This window comes from Stenotrophomonas sp. Steno-C17 (assembly GCF_056393165.1).
In genome coordinates, this window is record NZ_JBWJPD010000015.1 from 1 (window position 1) to 22,042 (window position 22,042).

At 66.9% G+C, this 22,042-nt stretch carries 17 protein-coding genes; 6 read left to right on the forward strand and 11 right to left on the reverse strand.

The features are described 5' to 3' along the window. Positions 1 to 12 precede the first annotated feature (12 nt). Together AC06FA_RS13950 and AC06FA_RS13955 are read right to left on the reverse strand one after the other, a co-directional pair. A complete protein-coding gene (locus tag AC06FA_RS13950) occupies positions 13 to 315 on the reverse strand; it encodes a hypothetical protein (RefSeq protein WP_478068818.1) in 303 nt (100 codons plus the stop codon). 210 nt (positions 316 to 525) lie between these two features. After that, the gene (locus AC06FA_RS13955; RefSeq protein ID WP_478068819.1) at positions 526 to 1,116 is read right to left on the reverse strand and encodes a hypothetical protein; all 591 of its coding nucleotides are present in this window, start codon (positions 1,114 to 1,116) and stop codon (positions 526 to 528) included. Positions 1,117 to 1,245: 129 nt separating this feature from the next. Here AC06FA_RS13955 and atpC point away from each other — a divergent pair, with 129 nt between their 5' ends. Then, the gene (gene atpC, locus AC06FA_RS13960; RefSeq protein ID WP_478068820.1) at positions 1,246 to 1,701 is read left to right on the forward strand and encodes an ATP synthase F1 subunit epsilon; all 456 of its coding nucleotides are present in this window, start codon (positions 1,246 to 1,248) and stop codon (positions 1,699 to 1,701) included. 63 nt (positions 1,702 to 1,764) lie between these two features. Beyond that, the gene (locus AC06FA_RS13965) at positions 1,765 to 3,270 is read left to right on the forward strand and encodes a DASS family sodium-coupled anion symporter (RefSeq protein WP_478068821.1); all 1,506 of its coding nucleotides are present in this window, start codon (positions 1,765 to 1,767) and stop codon (positions 3,268 to 3,270) included. Positions 3,271 to 3,277: 7 nt separating this feature from the next. Here the strand turns inward: AC06FA_RS13965 and AC06FA_RS13970 are convergent, their stop codons facing one another. Then, the gene (locus tag AC06FA_RS13970) at positions 3,278 to 3,742 is read right to left on the reverse strand and encodes an Lrp/AsnC family transcriptional regulator (protein WP_478068822.1); all 465 of its coding nucleotides are present in this window, start codon (positions 3,740 to 3,742) and stop codon (positions 3,278 to 3,280) included. A gap of 124 nt (positions 3,743 to 3,866) precedes the next feature. Here AC06FA_RS13970 and AC06FA_RS13975 point away from each other — a divergent pair, with 124 nt between their 5' ends. The 3 genes from AC06FA_RS13975 (at position 3,867) to AC06FA_RS13985 (ending at position 6,638) form a co-directional block, all read left to right on the forward strand. Then, positions 3,867 to 4,601, forward strand: coding sequence for an AzlC family ABC transporter permease (locus tag AC06FA_RS13975; protein WP_478068823.1), 735 nt, complete (start codon positions 3,867 to 3,869; stop codon positions 4,599 to 4,601). Then, positions 4,598 to 4,912, forward strand: coding sequence for an AzlD family protein (locus tag AC06FA_RS13980; protein WP_478068824.1), 315 nt, complete (start codon positions 4,598 to 4,600; stop codon positions 4,910 to 4,912). The genes AC06FA_RS13975 and AC06FA_RS13980 overlap by 4 nt, the downstream gene beginning before the upstream one ends. Before the next feature lie 853 nt (positions 4,913 to 5,765). Continuing rightward, the gene (locus AC06FA_RS13985) at positions 5,766 to 6,638 is read left to right on the forward strand and encodes a hypothetical protein (protein WP_478068825.1); all 873 of its coding nucleotides are present in this window, start codon (positions 5,766 to 5,768) and stop codon (positions 6,636 to 6,638) included. Positions 6,639 to 6,672: 34 nt separating this feature from the next. On the opposite strand, the gene glgX is transcribed toward AC06FA_RS13985, so the two are convergent. The 8 genes from glgX to AC06FA_RS14025 all read right to left on the reverse strand — a co-directional run bounded on the left by glgX (position 6,673) and on the right by AC06FA_RS14025 (position 19,407). Then, the gene (gene glgX / locus AC06FA_RS13990; RefSeq protein WP_478068826.1) at positions 6,673 to 8,793 is read right to left on the reverse strand and encodes a glycogen debranching protein GlgX; all 2,121 of its coding nucleotides are present in this window, start codon (positions 8,791 to 8,793) and stop codon (positions 6,673 to 6,675) included. After that, positions 8,780 to 8,953 (reverse strand): DUF2934 domain-containing protein, encoded by a 174-nt coding sequence (locus tag AC06FA_RS13995; protein WP_478068827.1) that lies wholly within the window; start codon positions 8,951 to 8,953, stop codon positions 8,780 to 8,782. The genes glgX and AC06FA_RS13995 overlap by 14 nt, the downstream gene beginning before the upstream one ends. Further along, on the reverse strand, positions 8,940 to 11,480 hold the full coding sequence (gene treY / locus AC06FA_RS14000) for a malto-oligosyltrehalose synthase (protein ID WP_478068828.1): 2,541 nt from the start codon (positions 11,478 to 11,480) through the stop codon (positions 8,940 to 8,942). Before treY ends, AC06FA_RS13995 begins: the two co-directional genes overlap by 14 nt. Next, entirely contained in the window at positions 11,477 to 13,315 is a 1,839-nt protein-coding gene (locus tag AC06FA_RS14005) for a 4-alpha-glucanotransferase (RefSeq protein ID WP_478068829.1), read from the reverse strand. Before AC06FA_RS14005 ends, treY begins: the two co-directional genes overlap by 4 nt. After that, the gene (treZ, locus tag AC06FA_RS14010) at positions 13,312 to 15,033 is read right to left on the reverse strand and encodes a malto-oligosyltrehalose trehalohydrolase (RefSeq protein ID WP_478068830.1); all 1,722 of its coding nucleotides are present in this window, start codon (positions 15,031 to 15,033) and stop codon (positions 13,312 to 13,314) included. The genes AC06FA_RS14005 and treZ overlap by 4 nt, the downstream gene beginning before the upstream one ends. Beyond that, a complete protein-coding gene (glgB, locus tag AC06FA_RS14015; protein WP_478068831.1) occupies positions 15,030 to 17,264 on the reverse strand; it encodes a 1,4-alpha-glucan branching protein GlgB in 2,235 nt (744 codons plus the stop codon). Before glgB ends, treZ begins: the two co-directional genes overlap by 4 nt. After that, the gene (glgA, locus tag AC06FA_RS14020; RefSeq protein ID WP_478068832.1) at positions 17,261 to 18,805 is read right to left on the reverse strand and encodes a glycogen synthase GlgA; all 1,545 of its coding nucleotides are present in this window, start codon (positions 18,803 to 18,805) and stop codon (positions 17,261 to 17,263) included. The genes glgB and glgA overlap by 4 nt, the downstream gene beginning before the upstream one ends. A 281-nt stretch (positions 18,806 to 19,086) precedes the next feature. Further along, positions 19,087 to 19,407 (reverse strand): hypothetical protein, encoded by a 321-nt coding sequence (locus tag AC06FA_RS14025; RefSeq protein ID WP_478068833.1) that lies wholly within the window; start codon positions 19,405 to 19,407, stop codon positions 19,087 to 19,089. Positions 19,408 to 19,587: 180 nt separating this feature from the next. Here AC06FA_RS14025 and AC06FA_RS14030 point away from each other — a divergent pair, with 180 nt between their 5' ends. Next, a complete protein-coding gene (locus tag AC06FA_RS14030) occupies positions 19,588 to 21,918 on the forward strand; it encodes a TonB-dependent receptor domain-containing protein (RefSeq protein WP_478068834.1) in 2,331 nt (776 codons plus the stop codon). The last annotated feature ends 124 nt before the right edge of the window (positions 21,919 to 22,042 follow it).

The following is a 22,042-nucleotide window of genomic DNA, read 5'->3' on the forward strand; positions in this document are numbered from 1 at the left end:
GCAAGCTCAACTCTACGAATCGGTGCGCTTCAGGGTTCCCGGCGTCCATTGCAGAAGCCACTGCGCATCGCCTTCCGCTGGGCAGACATGCTTGGAACCGTCGTGCTCACAGACGGTGGCACCGGCCCTCACGGTGAAATCAACCCGGATCCTGCTGCCCTCGATCCGTATGGACCGCACGTCCCCAGGAATCTGCAGCCCTGCGTCATCGGCATAGCCTGACGCACGAATCGCCGCAAAATCGTCCGCTTCCACCGGGGAAAGACTTTTCGGGTTTTCTTTTCCGCGGGGGTCATCGGCCTTCAGCGCGGACATCACCACCACCGCATTGCTCTGGGCGAATGTTCCACCTGTGTAGGTAGACGTGTGGAAGTAGACGATCTGTAGCTGATATTTCTCTTGTAGAGTCGAGCTTGCTCGACTGCACGTGCACCGCCAGTCGAGCAAGCTCGACTCTACGGGCCGGGTCGGGCCGCGATCGGGGTCAGAGCCCTCTCCGTTGGAGAGGGATCCGACCCCATTCCGTCAATCGGCGCGGGCCAGCGTTCCGGCGGTCCACGCATAGCGCCAGGTGTGCCGCCCGTCCGGCGGGCAGGCCGTCCGAACCTTTCCAGCGCCGCACAGCCGGGTGGGCCGCGCACTGTTGAACGCCACCACGATGCGCCCCGCTTCGAACGTCACGCTTTCCACCTCGCCGGGCACGTGCACGCTGGCGGCATCCGCATACCCCGATGCACGGATCAGCGCATAGGTCTCATCGTCGTACACGCTCTTGCCAAGTGCCGGCGCCTGCGCGCGCGGGTCGTTGTCGGCCAGCGCGGTCATCACCACCAGCTCGTTCAACTGCTGCGCAGCGCCGCTCTGCGCGGCCGTGTACAGATAGACGATTTCCGGACGGCCATCGCCATCCAGATCGGCGTTGCCGGCCCACAGCGGGCGGTAGTCGTAGGTGGTGTCGGTGGCCGGGTGCAGCCGCAGCGACGCCTCGGCGGTGCGCCGCGCCTTGTCATAGCTGATGCCTTCTGTCGGCGCGGTCTGCGCAGTCACACCGACTGCCAACAGCATCAACACCGTGGCGCACGCGGCCTGCAACGGCCCCTGCCTGCGTTCTTTCATTGCAGCTCCCTTGGCAATGCGATTCCTGCGCCGATGATCGCACACGACACGCCCCGCATTTGACCCAGATCACGGCCCGCAGGCGGCATTGCTGCCACCCTGAAGTCCCCCGCACCGCACCCTGGCCTTATGTCTTCTCTGCCTCCCGCCGCCCCCGTGGCGGTTGCAACCCCCGGTTCCAGCTTTGCCCTGCAGGTCATCAGCCTGGATGGCGTGCACTGGGACGGCGATGTGCGCGAGGCCAGCGTGCCCGGCGCTGCCGGCCGCCTCGGCTTCCTGCCTGGCCACACCCCGTTGATGGCACCGCTGACCGCCGGGCTGGTGCGGCTGTTTCCGGCCGACACGAAAGACGTGGTGGAGATCCACGTCAGCGGCGGCTATGTGGAAGTGCAGCCGGACCGGGTGATCGTGCTGGCCGACCTGGCCGCGCGCAGCGATTCGCTGGACGACGCGCTGGCCGAGGAGGCCCGCGCCGCCGCGCACTCGCCGATGGCCGCCGCGTTCACCGACGCGGACTACGCACAGCTGCATGCCGAGCTGGCGGCACAGCTCGCGCAGGCCGCGCGCCTGTCACGCCCGCGCTGATCGCCCGTGCCATCATGGCGCGGCAGCTGCCGTGCCCTCCCCTCATCCGGTAAGGAAGCAACGATGCTCGAGCGCATCAAGGCCGCACTGCAGTACTTCAACCAGGCCGTCCCGTTCCGCCTGGTGCCCGCCCTCATCACCACCGCGGTACTGATCACCCTGTTGCTGCTGCCCTGCCCGCAGGGCCTGACCGCCGATGGCTGGCGGCTGGTGGCGATCTTCCTGACCACCATCGTGGCGATCATCCTGAAGGTAATGCCGATCGGGGTGATGGCGATGATGGCCATCGTCATCGTTTCGCTTTCGCAGGTCACCTCCACCAGCTCCAAGGGCGCCATCACCGATGCGCTGAGCAGCTTCGCCAGCCCACTGATCTGGCTGATCGTGGTGGCCATCCTGATTTCCCGTGGCCTGAAGAAAACCGGGCTGGGCAACCGCATCGGCCTGATGTTCATTGCGCTGCTGGGCAAACGCACGGTGGGCATCGGCTACGGGCTGGCGGTGTGCGAGCTGCTGCTGGCACCGTTCACCCCCAGCAACACTGCACGCGGCGGCGGCATCGTGCACCCGGTGATGCGCTCGATCGCCACCGCGTTCGATTCCGATCCGGCCAAGGGCACCCAGGGCAAGGTCGGCACGTACCTGGCATTGGTGAACTACCACGCCAACCCGATCACCTCGGCCATGTTCCTCACCGCCACTGCGCCCAACCCGCTGGTGGTGGATTTCGTGGCCAAGGCCAGCGGCCAGCAGCTGCAGTTGAGCTGGACCACCTGGGCCCTGTGCATGCTGCTGCCCGGCCTGCTGTGCTTGCTGCTGATGCCACTGGTGGTGTATCTGCTCAGCCCGCCGCAGTTGAAGCACACGCCCGACGCGGTCACCTTCGCGCGCAGCGAACTGGCCGCGATGGGCCCGCTTGCCGCCAAAGAGAAGGTCATGCTGGGCACCTTCGGCCTGCTGTTGCTGCTGTGGGCGAACGTGCCGGCCATGATCTTCGGCCCGGCGTGGACGCTGGACCCGACCGTGGTCGCCTTCGTCGGCCTGTTCGTGCTCATCATCACCGGCACCATCAACTGGGACGATGTGCTTTCCGAAAAGAGCGCCTGGGACACCCTGATCTGGTTCGGCGCGCTGGTGATGCTGGCCGAGCAGTTGAACAAGCTGGGCGTGATCGACTGGTTCTCGCAGGGCATGAAGGGCGCCATCGCCAGCAGCGGCATGGGCTGGCAGGCCATCGCCGCGGTGCTGGTGCTGGCATTCGTGTTCTCGCACTACCTGTTCGCCAGCACCACCGCACATATCAGCGCCATGCTGCTGGCCTTCCTGGGCGTGGGCGTGCAGCTGATCCCCGGCGAGTACATGGTGCCGTTCCTGCTGATGATGACCGCCGGCTCGGCCATCATGATGACCCTGACCCACTACGCCACCGGCACCTCGCCCATCATCTTCGGCAGCGGCTACGTCACCCTGGGCACCTGGTGGCGGGTGGGCTTTGTAATGTGCGTGCTGGAACTGCTGGTGTTCGCCGTGGTCGGCAGCGCCTGGTGGAAGCTGCTAGGCCTGTGGTGAGGCGGCGCTAGAGCGGCAGCTCGGTGGTCTGCTTCACCCGCTGCATGGGAATGTCGGTCTTGGTGTTCTGCACCCCGGCAATGCGGTTCAGGTGCTGGATCTGGAACTGCCGGTAGGCATCCAGATCGGCCACCGCCACCCGCAGCAGGAAATCGCAGTCGCCGGCCATCAGGTGGCACTCCAGCACTTCGGGAAACATCTTGACGCTGTTGATGAAGTGGTTGGTGGTGTCCTCGTCCTGCCCACGCAGCCACACCCGCACGAACACCGTGAACCCACGCCCCACCTTGGCCGGATTCAGCAGCGCCACGTAGCGGTCGATGTAGCCGCCCTCTTCCAGCAACCGCACCCGCCGCAGGCAGGCCGAGGGGGACAGGCCGACCTGGCGGGCCAGTTCCAGGTTCTGCAGGCGCCCATCGTGCTGCAGCGCCTGCAGGATGCGCTTGTCCAGGTTATCCAGGGCTTGCAGCATTAGATTTCACCATTTCCGCCATTGATCGATTCTGGTGCGGATTGTTGGCGATCGGGCCGCATCAACGCAACCCGATTTCCCTGCAGGCTCGTTAGCATGGGCCACCCCCAACGAAGCACGCCCCATGGACGCCCGCACCACCCTGCCGCTGCCCGACCCCGCCTGCCAGACCAGCACCCGCAGCGAATTCCTGCGCGGGCTGCGCGCCGCCGTTCCGGTCATGATCGGCTTCCTGCCGTTCGCCCTGGTGCTGGGTGCACAGGCCGCACAGAAGGGCCTGAGCGCGCTGGAAGTACCGTTGATGACCGGCCTGAACTTTGCCGGCGGCTCCGAATTCGCCGCCGTTGAGCTGTGGAGCTCGCCGCCGCATATCGCGCTGATCGTGGCCATCACCGCGCTGGTCAACAGCCGCCACCTGCTGATGGGCGCCAGCCTGGCGCCACTGCTGCAGCACCTGCCGCGCCGCAGCGTGCTGCCGGCACTGTTCTTCATGTGCGATGAGAGCTGGGCGCTGGGCGTGGCCGACGCGCGCCGCCGCGCCCTGGGCTTCAGCCTGGCGTACTACCTGGGTGTTTCGGCCGGGCTGTATACGGTGTGGGTGCTGTGCACCTGCATCGGCGCACTGGTCGGGCCGCTGCTGGGCGACATCCATGCCTACGGCTTCGACATGGCTTTCCCCGCGGTGTTCCTGGTGCTGTTGCGCGGCATGTGGCAGGGCATGCGCGCCGCACGCCCGTGGCTGGTCAGCCTGCTGGTGGCCGCGGCCACTTACCTGCTGGTGCCGGGTGCCTGGTACGTCGCCAGTGGTGCCTTGGCCGGTCTGGCCGCCGCGTGGTGGCTGGCGGGAGACGAAGCATGATCGTCGACGGCCTGCTGCACTGCACCTCGCTGCTGACCATCGTGCTGATGGCCGCGGTGACCTACCTGACCCGCATCGTCGGCTTCCTGGCACTGCGCAACCGCACGCTGAGCAAGCGTGCGATCACCGTGATGGAAGCGGCGCCGGGCTGCGTGCTGATCTCGGTGATCGCGCCCGACTTCGTGGCCGACAACCCGGCCGACCTGGCCGCGCTGGCCATCACCCTGCTGGCGGCAACACGCTGGTCGATGCTGCCCACGGTGCTGATCGGCGTGTTTTCGGCGGGCGTGCTGCGCTACGTGCTCGGGTGATCCGTCCGCCGGGCATGGCCCGGCGCTACCAGTTATCCCGCACACGGCGTCATCCCGTCATCCCAATCGCCCGACGCGGTAGCGCCGGGCCATGCCCGGCGTCTGATGCAAGTGTCGCGATTGGCTCGGCCTGCGGACTTTCCCAAGGCGTCAAAGATAGCCCAAAGCCAACTGCCGGATCCATTTGAAACAATTCCGATTGCCCGCGCGCGCTCAAGCCGATATGGATCGAATACCGAATCAGTAGCTTGAACTGTTCGGTCAGTCGAAGTTCAACGTGGAGAATACCAATGAGCAATCTACGAGTAGTCGTGGCAGCAATCGGTATCACCCTCACCGCTACTGGGTGTGGGCCAACGGAGTGGCAGTTGAGCGCATCGTGTGAAGAGAGCAAGAAATGCCGGATAGAAGGAAAGGTCGGAGGAAAGATCGGCGGGGGTGAGCGCGACGGCCTACCGTGGTTTGATCGGATAATGCTCGCGTCGATAGCGGAAGTACCAGATGCAGCCCAGTTCGAAATCGACATTTCGGGATCATCCGTAGCATTCCCAGCCAATGGATCTGTAACCCTGCAGCTGTTTGATCCCAGGCAAGGCGTCACGATTGCCTCCAGGGATTTCCAATGGCATCGCACGGGAACAATCCTTCGACTTGTCGACCCAGATGGAGCGAACACGTGGGCCGCAGCTGAGTCCGGTCCGGCGACTGAACTAAGGTATGACCTCGCAACATTTGATGTAGGTGCGGCCCCTGGGCCAAACACCATTGCGGCAGCGTCTCGATACAGCGGAGCCACCAAGGCAGCCTCCGTCTCGGACTTTCAAGTCTGTACGAAGTATCCATCACCCTATCAATGTGGGCTGACACCCTGATGGAGTGCCGCCAGTCCGTGCGCCACCAGCGGGGCTTCGCCCTCGCAGGCCGTATGGGGCTGGCGGCCATCCTCCTGGCAACAAGTGCATGCCATTCCATCCAGCTTCCTCCCCGTGACCTGGTCGGCGCCGACGGCGGATATGCCACCGTGCTGCGAGGCCCTACCTCCCGTCTGAAAATCAGCACAGTGTCTGTGCTGCCCGGCCCGGAGAGCGCGGAACGGCCCAACCGGTCCACCGAGTGCGGGTGGTCTACTATTGCCACCCAGGTTCTCTGGGCAGATGACACGCTTTCAGCCGTGCAGGCCTTGCAACTCTGCGAGGCCGCAGCACGCTCCGCAGCCCTACCGTTTCAGGCCAACGGGCTTGAACACGTTCCTGTGCGCTATCGGCTCACGATCGTCAGCGACGGAGGTGGCATCTGGCGCCAGTGGCCGCGAGCGGAGCCGCCTGTGCACTTCGTCGGCTTCTGGTTGCCTTCCGCACCGCATTTCGATGCACTGCGTCGGCGCGTAATCGCCACCACCGCACATGAATTCCAGCATATCGCCATCGCACTGGCAGGCTTGGCCCGGCGCGGAAGGCAGCGCGAACCCGATGCCTATCTGGCCGGTGCGTGTGCCCAGCTGCTGATCGAAGGTGCTCTGAAACGCGCCGATCTGCCCGGCGGACACGATGCGCGCGCAGATCCGTTGCTGACAGCCGCAGCCAGGCGCTCCGGGCATGCCGCCAACACGTCCGGAACCGCACTATTGAAGTTGTTTGGGGACGCAGATGTCCTGCATCTTGATGGTGGAGGCCGTAATCTGCTGCGGCATTGCCGCGCGAGGATCGGCTTTCCTTTGCAGCCGTGAGACGTTCCGCCGGGCGTGGCCCAGCGTCACGCCATCACGCCGCGCTGCTCGATGCCAACAGGCACAGACTGCGCGCCGGCAGCGTCCACTGCCCTTCCTCATCCATCTCCAACGGCGCCTCATCGGTCTGCAGCACCACCCGGCGGAAGGACAGCACCGTATCGGACGGGCGGAAGCACTGCGGCTGGTCACTCGGGTTCAACAGCAGGGCCAGGCTGACGTGGCGACCCGGTTCGCGCAGGCCACTGTCCGGACTGCGGCCATCGAGCACGATCAGCAGGGCGCGCTGCTCCGCATCGTGCCAATCACTCTCGCCCATGGGCTCACCGTCCGGCCGCCGCCACTCGATGTCCCGCATGCCCAGTGATTCATCGTAGTCACCGGTAAGGAAGCGATTGCGCCGCAGCAGGCCATAGCGCCGGCGCAGCGCGAGCGCGCGCCGCACGAACGCCGCCTGCGCCTGCGGGCCGGGCTGCGCTGCGCGTTCCCAATCGATCCAGCTCAGTGGATTGTCCTGGCAGTAGGCATTGTTGTTGCCGCGCTGCGAATGGCCGAACTCATCGCCGGCCAACAGCATCGGCGTGCCCTGCGCCAGCAGCAGCGTGCCCAGCAGGTTGCGCATCTGCCGTGCACGCAGGGCGAGGATGCCTTCGTCATCGGTATCGCCTTCAACCCCGTGGTTCCACGACAGGTTGTGCGAATGGCCGTCACGGTTGTCCTCGCCATTGGCCTCGTTGTGGCGATCGTTGTAGCTCACCAGGTCATGCAGCGTGTAGCCATCGTGGGCGGTGACCAGATTGATGCTGGCCGACGGTCGGCGGCCATGATGGTCAAACAGGTCGGCCGAACCGGTGAAGCGTGCCGCGAACTCCGGCAGCTGCCCGGCATCGCCGCGCCACAGGGCACGGGTGGTGTCGCGGAAACGGTCGTTCCACTCGGCCCAACCGGGCGGGAACTGCCCGAGCTGGTAGCCACCCGGACCGATGTCCCACGGCTCGGCAATCAGTTTGACCTGGCTCAGCACCGGGTCCTGGCGCACGGCATCGAGGAAGCTGCCCGACGGATCAAACCCATGCCGCTCGCGGCCGAGAATCGTGGCCAGGTCGAAACGGAACCCATCCACGCGCATCTCGGTCACCCAGTAGCGCAGCGAATCCATGACCATGCGCAATGCACCGGCATTGGTCAGGTCGAAGGTGTTGCCGGTACCGGTATCGTTGATGTAGTAGCGGCGATCCTCGGCCAGGCGGTAGTAACTGGCGTTGTCGATGCCCTTGAATGACAGGGTCGGTCCCAGTTCGTTGCCCTCGGCGGTGTGGTTGTAGACCACGTCCAGAATCACTTCGATGCCCGCGCTGTGCAGGCGCGCCACCATCTGCTTGAATTCGGCAACCGTCTCCAGCGACAGGTAGCGCGGCTGCGGTGCGAAGAAACCGATGGTGTTGTAGCCCCAGTAGTTGCGCAGCCCGCGTTCCAGCAGTTGCTGGTCGTCCACGTAGGCATGCACGGGCAGCAGCTCGATCGCGGTCACCCCCAGATAGACCAGATGGTCCACCACCGCGTCGTGGCGCAAGGCTGAGAACGTGCCGCGCTCGGCAGGCGGTACGCCGGGGTGCTGCATGGTCAGCCCGCGCACGTGCGCCTCGTAGATCACCGACCTGTCCCAGGCAGTTGCCGGCGCGCGCTCGCCGCCCCAGCTGAAGGCCGGGTCGATGACCGCACAACGCGGCATGTAGGGCGCGCTGTCGCGGCGGTCAAAACTCAGGTCTGCATCGCGGTGGCCGAGCGTGTAGCCGAACAGGTGCGGCGCCCACTTGATCTCACCTACGATCTGCTTGGCATACGGGTCCAGCAGCAGCTTGTTGGGGTTGAAGCGGTGCCCGTCCTGCGGCGCATAAGGCCCGTGCACGCGGTAGCCATAGCGCTGACCCGGCCGCACGTCCGGCAGGTAACCGTGCCACACCTCGTTGGTGTACTCGGGCAGCACGATGCGTTCGACTTCCCGGTTGCGCGCATCAAACAGACACAGTTCCACCTTGGTGGCATGTTGCGAGTACAGCGAGAAGTTCATGCCCAGGCCGTCCCAGGTGGCACCCAACGGGAACGGGCGGCCTTCGCGCACGCGCGAGGTCTGGGTCCACTTACGCGTTGCCATCGTGTTCGTCCTCAGCCGCCCGCAGGGCCGCTATCTCTGCTTCAACAAGGCGTTCGGCCATATGCCAGTGGCGCTGCTGCTGGTCATCCGGGCGCCCTTCGGCCTCCCAGATCTGATGCGCGAGCATCCTGATGCGGCGGCGCCGCTCACTGCTGTCCATCTGCCCCACTCTCCTGGTTGATCCATACCGCCACCGGGCTGCCGGCAAACAGCAGCGCGTCGGTGGCGGAACCGTTGAATACCTGCGTGCGACCGTCCAGAACGTTGCGCAGGCAACCTTGGGGCAGCCCGCTCACGGTCTGCGTCCCATCGTCGTGGCAGGCGAGCCCGGGGCCGGCAGGTCGTCCCACCCCCGCGCGCCTGACGGCGACCAGCAGTTGCTGCCCGGCGTGCTCGCGCACAAACACCAGCCGTGCCGAACCGGGATCGGGCACCCGGCGCAGCGTGCCCTGCAGGAACACCGCCACATGGTCCCTGCGCAGCTGCAGCAGCACGGCCAGCAACCGCATCTTCGGCGCTCCGCTGTGCCAGTCCTGCAGCAACGCTGGCCACGGTCGATCATCGGCGAGTGCCTGTGCGCGCTGCGCGAAATCCACCGCGCGTCGGTTGTCCGGATCAACCAGACTCAGATCCCAGAACTCGGTACCCTGGTAGATGTCCGGAACACCCGGCAGGCACAACTGCAGGCACAGCTGCGCCAGGCCGTTGCAGGCACCGGCCGGGGCAATGCGCTGCACATGGTCGGCCAGCGCGTTGCGGACGTTCTTCAGGCTGTCGGCGGTCAACAAGGACTGCAGCCACGCACACGCCGCATCTTCCAAGGGCAGATCGGGATCGAGCCAGCTGCTGATCCGTTTGCCCTCGCGCAGGGCCTTGCGCAGCCACTGCTGCATCCGCGCGGCGAATTCCGGCTCTGGCGCACCGTGCATCGGCCAGGCCGCGACCAGCGCCTGCCAGACCGCGTAGGCTTCGGCGGCGGGCAATGGCAAGGGCAGCGCGGCCGCGGCGCAGTCGTGCTCCCAGCCGGCCAGCGCCGCCTGCCAGGCGGCCACATCGTCACTCATCAGTGCCAGGCGTGCGCGCGCATCCGGGCCACGCTTGTGGTCATGGGTGGCCAGGGCCAGCATCGCCCGTGGATGCCGGCGCGCACGCGCCTGTGCAAGGTCAATCAGCTCGCTCCCCTGCAGACCGATCCGTTGCGCGTCACTGCCCACCTCGTTGCGCGAGAGCAACCGGAAGTAGCGATAGAAGGCGGTATCCTCCACCGCCTTGGCGTTCAGCGGTGCGGAAAGCTGGCCAAAGCGCACGCGCAGTACATCCGCCTGCGGGGCCTTCAATGCATCCACCAGCAGACGCAAGGCGGTGCGCACCGCCGCATCAACGCCTGCGGCCGCCGCGGCTTCGGCGCGATGCAATGCCTGGCGCTCGGGTTCGGTCTGAAGATCGTAGGGGCGATACACCGGGTAGCAGCGCAGCAACGCGCACACGGCCCTGCGCAGCATGGCGTCGGTGATATCCTCCTGCCGCGCCGCGTCGCCCACCCCCTGCCGCACGCAGACCAAAAGGCGCTGCAGATCCGCATGCAGGGACCCATCGAGCAAGACATCGCGCGCCGTCCGCTGTACCTCGTCCACCGTGCGGTGGTCCGCCGAGCGTGCCTGCCACAGCGCGGTGAGCGCGTCGGCGGCAGCGGCGTCATGCAGCCAGGCGCCCACCTGGTCCATGAAGTCATAGCCGGTGCTGCCATCGCAGGCCCAGGCAATCGGCAGTGCTTCGCCTTCGGCGAGAATCTTTTCCACGTGCAGGGTGACCTCGCTGCACGCGCGATCGCTTTCTGCAGCGGCCTGGTCCATACACGCACGCAGCCGGGCCAGATACCCCCCCGGATCGGCAAGACCATCCACATGGTCAATGCGCAGCCCGTCCGCCCAGCCCTCGCGTATCAGTCGCAGGGGCAGCGCGTGCGCGGCATCGAACACATCCTCGCGCTCTACCCGCAGCGCAACCAGCGAGGTGATATCGAAGAAGCGACGGTAATTGACCTGGTCACCGGCGGTGCGCCACCACGCCAACTGGTAGTGCTGTCGCTGCAGCAGCGCGTGCATGCGCTCGGCAGAGCGATTGCAGCGCTGCACCCACCCCTGCCGGGCGCCGGGTTGCGGCGGATAGCTGCGGGGTGACAACGGTAGGCGCAGGTCGTGATGGCAGAGCACAGGCAGATCGCCATCGTCCTCCACGCGCAGCAGGCCGCAGCGGAGGGCGGCCTGCAGCGGGCGATCCAGCACCGGCAGCCACACACGCTGCGGGCAGGCCGCGGCCTCCCAGTCAATATCGAACCATTGCGCGTAAGCACTGCGCCGTCCATGCCTCAGCACGTCCGACCACCACCGGTTCTGTGGCGCGGCGGCCAAGTGGTTCGGCACCCAGTCCAGGATAAGCCCCACCCCGTGCGCGCGGGCGCGGCGCGCAAGGTGCAGGAAGCCCGGTTCGCCACCCAGTTCCGGACTGATGCGCGTGGGGTCGATGCCATCGTAGCCGTGGCTGGAACCGGGCATGGCCGCCGCAATGGGCGACAGATACAGATGGCTGACGCCCAGCGACGCGAAGTACGCCACCTGGTCGGCGGCGGCAGCGAAGTCGAAGCCTGCGTGCAACTGCAGCCGGGCGGTTGCGCGCAGCGCGGTCATCGACCAGCTCCGCCACGACCGGCACTGATGCGTCGCAGTCGCGATTGCAGCGCAGACGCATCCCAGCGCAGCGGAAGCCGCCGCCGCCAGTTCGGGTGACCGCCGACGGTGCCTGGCAGATTGACCTGGGTACGCAGCCCCAGCGCATCCTCCAACGGCAGCAGGGCCAGCCGTGACGGTGTGGCGGCCAGCCGGTCCAGTGCCGCGTCTTCAACGGCCTCTGCAGGTGCGGCCTGCGCAAGTGTCCACGCATCGGCGCGGCGCTGCGCCATGGCCGCAGGCAGATCGTCGATCTCGCCCAGACGTGCGCGCCAGCGCAGGTCGCGCCCGCGCAGCCAGCCGGCCAGCGGTGGCAGATCATGCGTCGATGGCATGGCGACGGCGTTGCGACGCCAGTCCGCGGGCGCCAGGAATCGGCCCGCGTCGCGCGTGAACGGCAAGACATCCACACCCAGCACGCCGCGGCTGGCCAGCTGCTGGCGGATACCGGCAGGCACCACCCCCAGGTCCTCACCGATGACAACACACTGGTGGCGCCAGGACTCCAGCACCAGCAGGTTCAACAGGTCCACCAGCGGAAACTGCAGATAGACACCGTCGCCGGCAGACGCCCCGCGCGGCAGGACCCACAGCCGATGCAGTCCAAGAATGTGGTCGATGCGGATACCGCCCCTGTCGGCCATCACCGCCCGCAGCAGATGGATGAACGGCGCGTAGCCCTGGCTGCGCAGGCCCAGCGGAGAGAAGCCGGTGATGCCCCAGGCCTGGCCCTGCGTGTTGAAGGCATCCGGTGGCGCGCCCAGTTCCAGACCGGCGAGCATGGCCTGCGGCTGCGAGCGTGCCTCGGCACCGTCTGCCGCGCAGCCCACGGCCAGATCGGCAATCAATCCGATCGAGGCGCCATCGCGACGTGCGTGCGCCTGCAACTGCGACCAGCAGCGCCGCGCCATCCATTGGGCGAACGCGTGATCGTCAGCATCGCCGCTACGCGGGTCGGCGGCGAGGGCGCAGTAGGCCTGCAGCGCGGGCCCGGATTCGCAGCGCCACTGGCTGATCTGGCTCCATAGCGCCGACTGCCGGTGCTGCAGCTCCGCCCTGGCCACGCGCAGCCATCGCCACTTCAGGTCGGCCGCGCCGGGCCAATCGATACGCCGCGCCGCCGTGGCGGCCTGCACGGCCTCGGCCAGGGCGGGGTCGCTTGCCAGCGCGGCATGGGCCGCGTCGGGTACTCCTTGCAACAGCGATGCCTGCAACGGGTCAAGCCAGCGGCGGTCGCTGGGCGAATACGGGCTGTAACCCGCCGTCGGCGGCAAGCCGGCATGCATCGGGCTGAGCGCCAATGCGTGCCCGCCCTGTTCACGCAGGCGCTGCAGCCACGGCGCACACCCGGCACTGTCACCGATTCCCGCGTCTGCCTCGCCGCGCAGGCTGTACACCTGCGCCGCCAGGCCCCAGGCCCGGTCAAGCTGCGCTGGCCACCACGCCCGCTGCGGCGCCACGGCGATGGCGATGGATCGGTTGCCCTGTTGCCAGTGCCAATAGCCCGGTTGATCCGGCGCCGTCCAACCACCTCGGCCCTCCGGCCGCGCGTCGTGTGCCCTGCCCGCCTCGTCCACCCAGCCCGCCGCACCCGAAGCGGCGGGCAACACCACCGATTCACCACAGACAGCGGTAAGAAGCGGGGCATCCACGCGGTCCGCCTGCGGTTGCAACTGCGCCAGCACCGCGCGCAGCACATCCGGGGACACCGTGCAGGGGCGACCTGAAACGTCCTCCCACTCGGCCAGCAGCCCGGCCGAACGCGCAGCGGCCTGCAACGCAGCGTCGGCCCTCATGCCGGCACCCAACGCAGCTGCAGGCCACCCCGGGCGGCAAGCCGTGGGCCGTCCGCAAGCGGCAAGGGTCGCTCGCCCTCGGGAAGCGAATGCGCCACCGGCGCGGGGCCCGCGTTGATGGCGATCCACCACTGCCCGGAAGGCAGCTGCCAGCCCGCCTGCACGGCGCCGGCGCCGAGTACCGTCGCGCCCAGCGAGCGCGCGTGCTCCAGCTCCGGCTGCAGATAGCGGCGGCGCAACACCAGCAGCGCGCGCAACCACGCCAATGCCGCCTGCGACGCGGGGTCATCGCCGGGCGGCATCACGCAGGAGGCCTGCAGCGTGGCCGGATCGTTCGGATCGGGAATACGCGCGCGCGATGCAGCATCGGCGAAGGCGCTGAATCCGGCGAACTCGCGCCGGCGCCCCTCGCGTACGGCCTCGTCCAGCGGCGGCTTGAAATCGGTGAAGAACAGGAAGGGTGACCTGGCCTGCCACGGCTCGCCCATGAACAGCAGCGGCACCATCGGCGTCAGCACGGTCAGCGCGGTGGCCATGTCCAGCAGCGGTGTTGCAACCAGCATGCTCAAGCGCTCACCGAACGCGCGGTTGCCCACCTGGTCATGGTTCTGCGCGAACACCACGAAGCGGGACGGCGGCAGGTCAGTGCTGGTTTCGCCCCTGGGCACGCCGTGCAGATCCGGCTCCCCCTGCCAGGCGAAGCCTTCGGCAAGGCAGCGCGCCAACAGTTCCTCGGCGCGGCCAGCATAGGCAGCGTAATAGCCTTCATGCTCGCCGGTCAGCAGCACGTGCAGCGCATTGTGGAAGTCATCATTCCACTGTGCCTGGTAGGCACCGCAAAGCCAGCGAGCCTGGTTCCGCTCGTTTTCCAGCACCAGGTGCGCATGCGGCACCTGCGCCCGCACGGTATCGCTGAGCTGCTGCAGGAAGCGGTCGTCAGCGATGGCATGCACGGCGTCCAGGCGCAGGCCGTCGAACCGGTACTCCTGCAGCCACATCAGCGCGTTGTCGATGAAGAAGCGCTGCACCTGCGGCTGCGTGAAGTCAATGGCCTCGCCCCACGGCGTGCTCTGCCCGCTGCGGAAGAAGGCCTTGGCGTACCGGGCCAAGTGGTTTCCCTGCGGCCCGAAATGGTTGTAGACCACGTCCAGCAACACCGCCATGCCCGCCGCATGTACCGCATCAACAAAGCCTTTCAGTGCGTCGGGGCCGCCATAGGCCTGCGCCGGGGCATACGGGAACACACCGTCATAGCCCCAGTTGCGCGTACCCGGAAACTGCGCCACCGGCATCAGTTCGATCGCGGTAATGCCTGTCTCGGCCAGCATCGGCAGCTGTGCGATGAGCGCGGCGAAACCGCCCGCCGCACCGATATGCACTTCGTAGATCACCATGTCCTGCCAGGCAACCCGCGGGCCCGGTCCGGTCAGCCAGACAGCGCGGTCAGGCATGACCACTGCGCTGGGCCCTTCTACGCCCTCCGGTTGCCAGCGCGATGCAGGGTCCGGCACTTCAGTGCCGTCGGGCAGACGAAAGCGGTAGCGGTCGCCATGGCCGGCAGCGGAACGAACCCAGTGGGTGCCATGGGGTTCCCGGCGCATCGGTATCGCCGCGCCAGCCAGCACAAGCTCGACCTGCGCCACATCCGGCGCCCACAGCCGGAACGCCACTGTGCCATCGTCCACCGGCCACGCGCCCAGGCGCGCGTCTGCGGTCATTGCGCAACCTGCAGATACAGCGTTGACATGGGCGGCAGCGTGAGCCGCAACGATTGCGCATGGCCATGCATGGGCCGCGCCTCGGTCGCCAGCGCACCCAGATTGCCGGCATTGCCGCCGGCATAGTGATGGCTGTCGGTATTCAGGCGTTCCGACCAGCGGCCCGCTGCCGGCACCCCGACCCGATAGCCATCGCGCTGCACCGGGGTGAAGTTGCTGACCACCAGCAGCGCAGGCGCGACGCCTGCAGGATCCTGCCGCACGAACGCGAATACGCTGTTGCGGCTGTCATCGGCCACGCTCCAGGCAAAGCTGCGTTCGTCACGCAGGTCCCGGTGCAGCACGGGCTGCTGCCGCAGCTGCGCGTTCAGATCCGCCACCAGCCGCATCAGTCCGCCGCCTTCGGCCGTTCCGGCCTGGTCCCACTGCAACCCGCGCTGGTGGGCCCACTCGCCGGCCTGGCCGAATTCCCCGCCCATGAAGAGCAGCTTGCTGCCGGGGTGTGCCCACATGAAGGCGTAGTACGCGCGAAGCTGGGCGAACTGCTGGTCGCGCTCACCGGTCATCTTGTTCAACAGCGAGCCCTTGCCGTGCACCACCTCATCATGGGAAAGCGGCAACACGAAACGCTCGGAAAACGCATAGACCAGCCCGAAGCTGATTTCGCTGTGATGGTGCTGGCGATGCACCGGATCGCGCCGCAGGTACTGCAGCGTGTCGTGCATCCAGCCCATGTTCCACTTGTGGGTAAAGCCCAAGCCACCCTCGGCGACCGCGCGGGTGACCCCCGGCCAGGCGGTGCTTTCCTCGGCGATCACCAGCACATCCGGGAAGCGCTCACGCACGGTCTGGTTCAGCCGCTGCAGGAAGGCCACCGCTTCCAGATTCTCGCGCCCGCCCTGTGCATTGGGCACCCATTGCCCGTCGGGGCGGCTGTAATCGCGATACAGCATGGAAGCAACGGCATCCACACGCAGTCCGTCGATATGGAAGCGCTCGATCCACTCCAGCGCGCTGCCGACCAGATAGCCCGCCACTTCGTTGCGACCGTAGTTGTAGATCAACGTGTCCCAGTCGGCATGCTTGCCTTCGCGCGGATCGGCATGTTCGTACAGCGCCGTGCCATCGAAGCGCGCCAGCCCGTGGGCATCATCCGGGAAGTGCGCACCCACCCAATCCACGATCACGCCCAGCCCGGACTGATGGCAACGGTCGACGAAGCGGGCAAAGGCCTCTGGGCTGCCATAGCGCGCCGTGGGTGCATAGATGCCCAGCGGCTGATAGCCCCACGAGCCGCCAAAAGGATGCTCGCTGATGGGCAGCAGCTCGACATGGGTGAATCCCAGGCCGATCACGTGCGGGATCAGTCGCGCGGCCAGTGCGTCCCAGTCCAGCACACTGCCGTCTTCCTGGCGCTGCCACGATCCGGCGTGCACTTCGTAGATCGAGAGCGGCGCCTCAATGCCCACCTGACCGCGCCGTTGCAGCCATGCCTGATCGCTCCACGCCAGTGGTACGTCAGCCACCACCCGCGAGGCCGTCGCAGGCGCCCGTTCCGCCCAACGCGCCATCGGATCGAGCTTGTCCGGCAGCACCTGGCCCTGCGCGCCGGTAATGCGGAACTTGTAGCACGCGCCCGCCTTCACACCCGGAACGAACAGCTCCCAGACGCCAGCCGCATGGCGCAGGCGCATGGGGTGGCGGCGGCCATCCCATCCATTGAAATCGCCCACCACGGCCACGCGTCGGGCATTGGGTGCCCACACGGCAAAGCGCACGCCCTGGATGCCGTGCAGCGTCGTCGCGGTCGCGCCCAGTGCGCGCATCGCCTCCGCATCGCCGTGGTGGATGCGTTGCAGCAGGGGCTCATCCAGCAGCGGGCCGAACGCATAGGCATCGTGCACCTGCTCGATACCGTGCGGAAAATGCAGCGCCAGCAGTGGAACCGCATCGTCGCCAGCACGTCCCTCAAACAGCCCCGGCAGTTCCGTGCTGCGCAGGTCCCAGCGCGTGCCATTGGACGCGACCACCTCCACCCGCCTTGCGTCCGGCACCAGCACGCGCAGCGCGCGACCGCCACGGGCATCAGCATGCGGTCCCAGCCAAGCAAAGGCGTCCGCAGGGCGCGCATGGAACAGATCATGCAGCTCCGGCGGCAGCGGCCCGGCGCTTTCACCCTGCACTGCGGGCTCGTAATCCAGCGCGTCCACGCCGCGTCCTGCGTCGGTCATGCGGCCACCCCGCAGGTCTGCTGGTACAGCGCCAGGTACGCACGCCCGGCGCTCTCCCAACCACCGGGCCGCAGCATGGCGGCGCGCCGCATGGCCTGCATCAGCGCGGGCAGCCGGAACGTGCGCATCGCCCGCTCCACGCAGCGGCGAAGCCCGTCGGCGTTGGCGCCGTGGAACAGGAATCCGGTCACGCCATCTTCCACCGTGTCGACCAGGCCGCCGGTGGCGTGCGCCACGGGCAGGCAGCCGAAGCGCTGGGCGTACATCTGGCTCAGGCCACAGGGCTCGAAGCGCGACGGCATCAGCAGGAAATCTGCCCCGGCGAACATCTGCCGCGCCAGGCCTTCCTCGAAACCGATGAAGGCGCCCACCCGGCCGGGGTATCGCTGTGCCAACGCCTGCACCTGCGCCTCGACCTGTGGCTCTCCGCCGCCGATCACCACCAGCTGGCCACCGGCGGCCACGATCTGCGGGGCGACATCGCAGGTGATATCCAGGCCCTTCTGGTGGACCAGCCGCGAGACCACCGCAAACAGCGGCCCCTGCGATGGTTGCAGGCCGAAGGCCTGGCGCACGGCCTGCGCATTGGCATCGCGCCCAGCGCACTGGCCAACGCCGAAACGGGCCTTGAGGTGGGTGTCTCGACGCGGATCCCAGCTGGCGTCAATGCCGTTGACGATCCCGCTGAGGTGGCCGCCGGCAGCGCGACGCGCCAGCAGCTCATGCAAGCCACAACCATCCTCGACCGCCGTGATCTGCTGCGCGTAGCGAAGGCTGACCGTGTTCAGCCGTGTTGCATTGGCAATGCCGCCCTGCAGGAAGGACATCTGGCCGTGGAAGTGCAGTTCGTCCAGACGCTCGGCCGGCACGCCCAACGCGGGCGCCAGCGCGAAGGGAAACAGCCCCTGGTAGGCCAGGTTGTGGATGGTCAGCAGGGTCGGCACGGCGGTGCGGTCCCAGCGCACGTAGGCGGCGGCCAGCGCCACCGGCCAGTCATTCAGGTGCAGCAGCTGCGGTGTCCAGTCCAGACCCGCCCTGCCCGCCGCGAGCTCGGCGGCGGCGTGCGAAAGCGTGGCGAAGCGCACCGCGTTGTCCGGCCACTCCCTGCCCTGCGCATCCACATAGGGCGAGCCTTCGCGCTCATACAGTGCCGGTGAGAGCAGTACGTAGATCGGCAGTCCGTCGGCCTGCAAGGCCATGCCGACGGTGCAGGCCGGAAGCCCGGCGCGGCCGCCAATGCGGCCCACTTCCCGCAGTTGCGGCAGGCGCTGCAGCACTTCGGGATAGCCCGGCAGCAGCACCCGCGCATCACATCCGGCCCGTACTGCCCGTGGCAGCGCCGCAGCGACATCACCCAGGCCACCGGCCTTGATGAAGTCGGCCATCTCGGTCGCCACGAACAGCACCCGCTGCACCAGCGCGGGCAGTTCAACGGGCTGTGAGGGGCCGCGGCGGGTGCCGATGGGCACAGCACCGGGCGCGGGCAGCGCGGTGTCTGCCACGGAGTCGTACGGGGAACCGGCGACGAGGTCGAGGGCCATGATGGTTCTCTGAATCAGTCAGGCAGACGCCAGCGGCGCCCTGCTGGGCGCGTGTGCTGGAAAGGAAGTCGTCGCGGAACGTGGGGGACGTGCGCGTAGGCTCTACGCGAATGTGCCCTGTTGCATATCAAACAGCCGTGAAGTGATGGCGATTTATTTGTGACAGGGCTTCATCAGCTGAGAACGCATCGTTCGATGCGGCCTGCCACGGGCCCGCCGTGGCCATCTGAGTGGCGCGCGGGCCTGCTTTGCGGAGGCGGCAACGCCGCCCCCGCGCGGGATCACGCGCCGGGCTGCGCCGGCGCGACCAGAACCTGCACCTGCAGCGTGCTGCCATCGTCCAAGTACAGCACCTGCTGCACCGCCGCCGTTCCTGCGTCGGCCAGCGGCTGCACGGTCTCGCGCGGCAGTACCAGCCGGCAGAAGGTGCCGCCATCGAGCAGCACCGGCTGGTCGCCCGCGTGCAGCGACAGCGCCAGGCCCCAACCCTCCACGCCACCGAAGCGGGTCATGTTCTCCACCGTTTCCCCGCCCAGCAACGCCTGCAGTTCAGCGGGGTCCAGGAGCAGGCGCAGCGCTTGCTGCTGCAGTTCTACTTTCATGCGGGCACCTGGGCGGGACTGTACGCAGACATCATGATTCAACGCCGGAACGATCGTGGGCGTGCATGGTAAACGAGCGATCGTACTGGAGCGCCACGGACGCGCAGCCGTTTGCCCATTGCGACGCTTGTCGACCTGAATGTGATGTTATAACATCCCGCCTCTTTTTCAGGGGGATGTATGCGTCGTCACGTTCTTGCCGTTGCTGTACTGCTTGCTGTCCATGGCGCCTGCGCCGCCGAAAGCACCACCCTGCCCACGCTGGATGTCCGCGCCGATCGCCTTTCCAAGGTCGACTCGGTGGTGGTGGTCGAAAACACCGATGCGCCCAACCGCACCCTGGGCGACATGCTGGAACACGTGTCGGGTGTGCAGAGCAGCGCTTTCGGCCCCAATGCCGGCGCGCCGGTGATCCGCAGCCTCAGTGGCAACCGCGTGCAGCTGCTGGAGGACGGCCATTCGATCCTGGGTATGAATGCCATCAGCGGCAACATCAACGTGCCCTTCGACCCGCTGTTCGTGAAGCAGGTAACAGTCAACAAGTCCTCCGACAGCGTGCGCTACGGCGGCAACGCCATCGGCGGCAGCGTAAACGTCGACACCGGGCTCATCTCGCGCCAGATGGAAGCCAAGGACCAGGAAATGGAACTGCTGCTGCGCCAGGGCTTCAATGCCGCCGACGCACAAGGCTTCCGCATGAACTTCAACAACCAGCGCAACGTGTCCACCAACCTGCAGATGTCGGTGCAGCGCATCTCCCACTACGACATCCCCGGCAACAGCAAGGCCAGCGTGTGCGACAGCCAGTTGTTCCCTGCCGCCGGCGGCGTGAACAGCGCGCTGGCCGATGCCTGCCAGAAGGAAGCGCGCGTGCAGCGGGTCTACAACAAGGGCTCGCAGCCCTTCATCGACCAGTTCATGACCGAGAACCCGGACTGGGCAGACGGCGATTTCTCCTTCTTCACCAACCAGCCCACCTCGGTGTGGATGGGCAAGACCTACGTCAACCCGGCCAATCCGCAGTACGTGCAGGGCACGCCGCCCTACGTGCAGCAGCAGATCAACCGCGATGTCACGCCCAACTATTCCGGAACGCTGGGCAACAGCTACTTCCGCAATACCCACCTGGCGGTGGGCTCGACCTACTTCTTCGACCGCGGCTACGTGGCCGCCAGCATCGACAGCAAGGACAGCGAGTACGGCGTACCCGGCTTCTCGATGGAGAACCTCTCCTTTGGTTCGGACTACAGCCAGGGCCGCCCGGTCGGGGTGAAACTGCAGCAGGACACGTATACGGTGCTGGCCAACGTACGCGAGCCGCTGCCGCTGCTGGACAGCGCCGAACTGAACCTGTCCAAGCTCAGCAGCACCGCAGGTGAATACCTGGGCGCCAGCAAGGCCAACCAGTATGCCTTCCAGACCTACCAGGGCGAGCTGCTGCTGAACCATCGCCGCGTGGGTGCACTGACCGGCCTGCTGGGCGTCAGCCAGCAGACCCGTTCCATCACCGGCAGTGGCCCGCAACGCTATCTGCCCGACGTGGATACCCAGGCAAGGGCGCTGTTCGTGAAGGAGACGCTGACCCTGCCGTGGGCCACCTTCGTTGCTGGCTACCGGCACGAGAAGATCGATCACGAAATCCAGGCCAGTCGCTTCCAGAGTGGCCGCAACTCACCCAACGGCAGCCTGAAGGACCATGGTTTCAACCTGGAAAGCTACAGCGCCGGTGGCTACTTCAAGCTCGGCAAGTGGTTCGCGGCAACCCTGCGCTACGCCGATTCACAGCGCGCCCCCGACGTGAACGAGCTTTATGCCAGCAACGCGCACTACTCCACCATGACCCAGGAGGAAGGGAACCAGGCGCTGGAACCCGAGCGCGCCAAGACCCAGGAGTTCACGCTGGCCTTCAGCAACGCAGGCTTCGAGGCCACGGCCACCGCCTATGAAATGAAGTACGAGAACTATCTCTACCTGGGCTATTCCGGCCTGCAGACCGCCAACCGCCTGCCGCTGAAGTACTGGAAGCAGACCGACACCACGGTGAAGGGCTTTGAGGTGGATGTGTCGCAGGCCCTGGAACTGGGGCGTTACGGCAGCCTGCAGGTGTCGGCGTTCTCCGATCTGGTGAAGAACAAGGCCGACCAGCCCGACGCACTGCGCGCCCACAACGATGGCCAGTACCTGCCCAACATGCCCACCAACCGCTACGGTGCGAACGTGGCCTGGCAGCGCGGCGGCTGGAAGGCACACGTGTCTGGCACCTACTACGATACCCAGCAGTATCTGGGCCGGAACGTCAGCGAAGAGATTCCGTTGCCTGCCTTCACCCTGGTCGAAATGCAGGTCAGCTATGCCTTCCCGATCCGCAATGCGTATGTGTCGGCGCTGGAGGTCTTCGTCAACGGCAGCAACCTGCTGGACGAAGAGGCGCGACCGCACAACTCCCCGCTGAAGTACATCGCACCCTTGCCGGGGCGCGGCTTCCAGATCGGGCTGAACGTGAAGCTGTAAGGGCGGCAGCAAGGTGTCCATACGACCCAGGCCGCAGGTGTGGCTGCAGGGCGCGGCCGCAGCTTACTTCGTCGCCGTGCTCTGCGCGGCCTGGCTGCCGCAGCTGATGCCGGGCCACCTGCCC

Bases quoted from the DNA above. Each gene is read 5' to 3' on its own strand.
- AC06FA_RS13985 (WP_478068825.1), top strand. From the start codon at position 5,766: ATGTGGGCTGACACCCTGATGGAGTGCCGCCAGTCCGTGCGCCACCAG.
- glgB (WP_478068831.1), bottom strand. From the start codon at position 17,264: ATGACCGACGCAGGACGCGGCGTGGACGCGCTGGATTACGAGCCCGCA.
- AC06FA_RS13995 (WP_478068827.1), bottom strand. From the start codon at position 8,953: ATGGACAGCAGTGAGCGGCGCCGCCGCATCAGGATGCTCGCGCATCAG.
- AC06FA_RS13955 (WP_478068819.1), bottom strand. From the start codon at position 1,116: ATGAAAGAACGCAGGCAGGGGCCGTTGCAGGCCGCGTGCGCCACGGTG.
- AC06FA_RS14030 (WP_478068834.1), top strand. From the start codon at position 19,588: ATGCGTCGTCACGTTCTTGCCGTTGCTGTACTGCTTGCTGTCCATGGC.
- glgA (WP_478068832.1), bottom strand. From the start codon at position 18,805: ATGGCCCTCGACCTCGTCGCCGGTTCCCCGTACGACTCCGTGGCAGAC.
- AC06FA_RS14005 (WP_478068829.1), bottom strand. From the start codon at position 13,315: ATGAGGGCCGACGCTGCGTTGCAGGCCGCTGCGCGTTCGGCCGGGCTG.
- AC06FA_RS14025 (WP_478068833.1), bottom strand. From the start codon at position 19,407: ATGAAAGTAGAACTGCAGCAGCAAGCGCTGCGCCTGCTCCTGGACCCC.
- atpC (WP_478068820.1), top strand. From the start codon at position 1,246: ATGTCTTCTCTGCCTCCCGCCGCCCCCGTGGCGGTTGCAACCCCCGGT.
- treZ (WP_478068830.1), bottom strand. From the start codon at position 15,033: ATGACCGCAGACGCGCGCCTGGGCGCGTGGCCGGTGGACGATGGCACA.
- AC06FA_RS13970 (WP_478068822.1), bottom strand. From the start codon at position 3,742: ATGCTGCAAGCCCTGGATAACCTGGACAAGCGCATCCTGCAGGCGCTG.
- AC06FA_RS13975 (WP_478068823.1), top strand. From the start codon at position 3,867: ATGGACGCCCGCACCACCCTGCCGCTGCCCGACCCCGCCTGCCAGACC.
- treY (WP_478068828.1), bottom strand. From the start codon at position 11,480: ATGACCGCGCTGCGCGCAACCGCCCGGCTGCAGTTGCACGCAGGCTTC.
- glgX (WP_478068826.1), bottom strand. From the start codon at position 8,793: ATGGCAACGCGTAAGTGGACCCAGACCTCGCGCGTGCGCGAAGGCCGC.
- AC06FA_RS13965 (WP_478068821.1), top strand. From the start codon at position 1,765: ATGCTCGAGCGCATCAAGGCCGCACTGCAGTACTTCAACCAGGCCGTC.
- AC06FA_RS13950 (WP_478068818.1), bottom strand. From the start codon at position 315: ATGTCCGCGCTGAAGGCCGATGACCCCCGCGGAAAAGAAAACCCGAAA.
- AC06FA_RS13980 (WP_478068824.1), top strand. From the start codon at position 4,598: ATGATCGTCGACGGCCTGCTGCACTGCACCTCGCTGCTGACCATCGTG.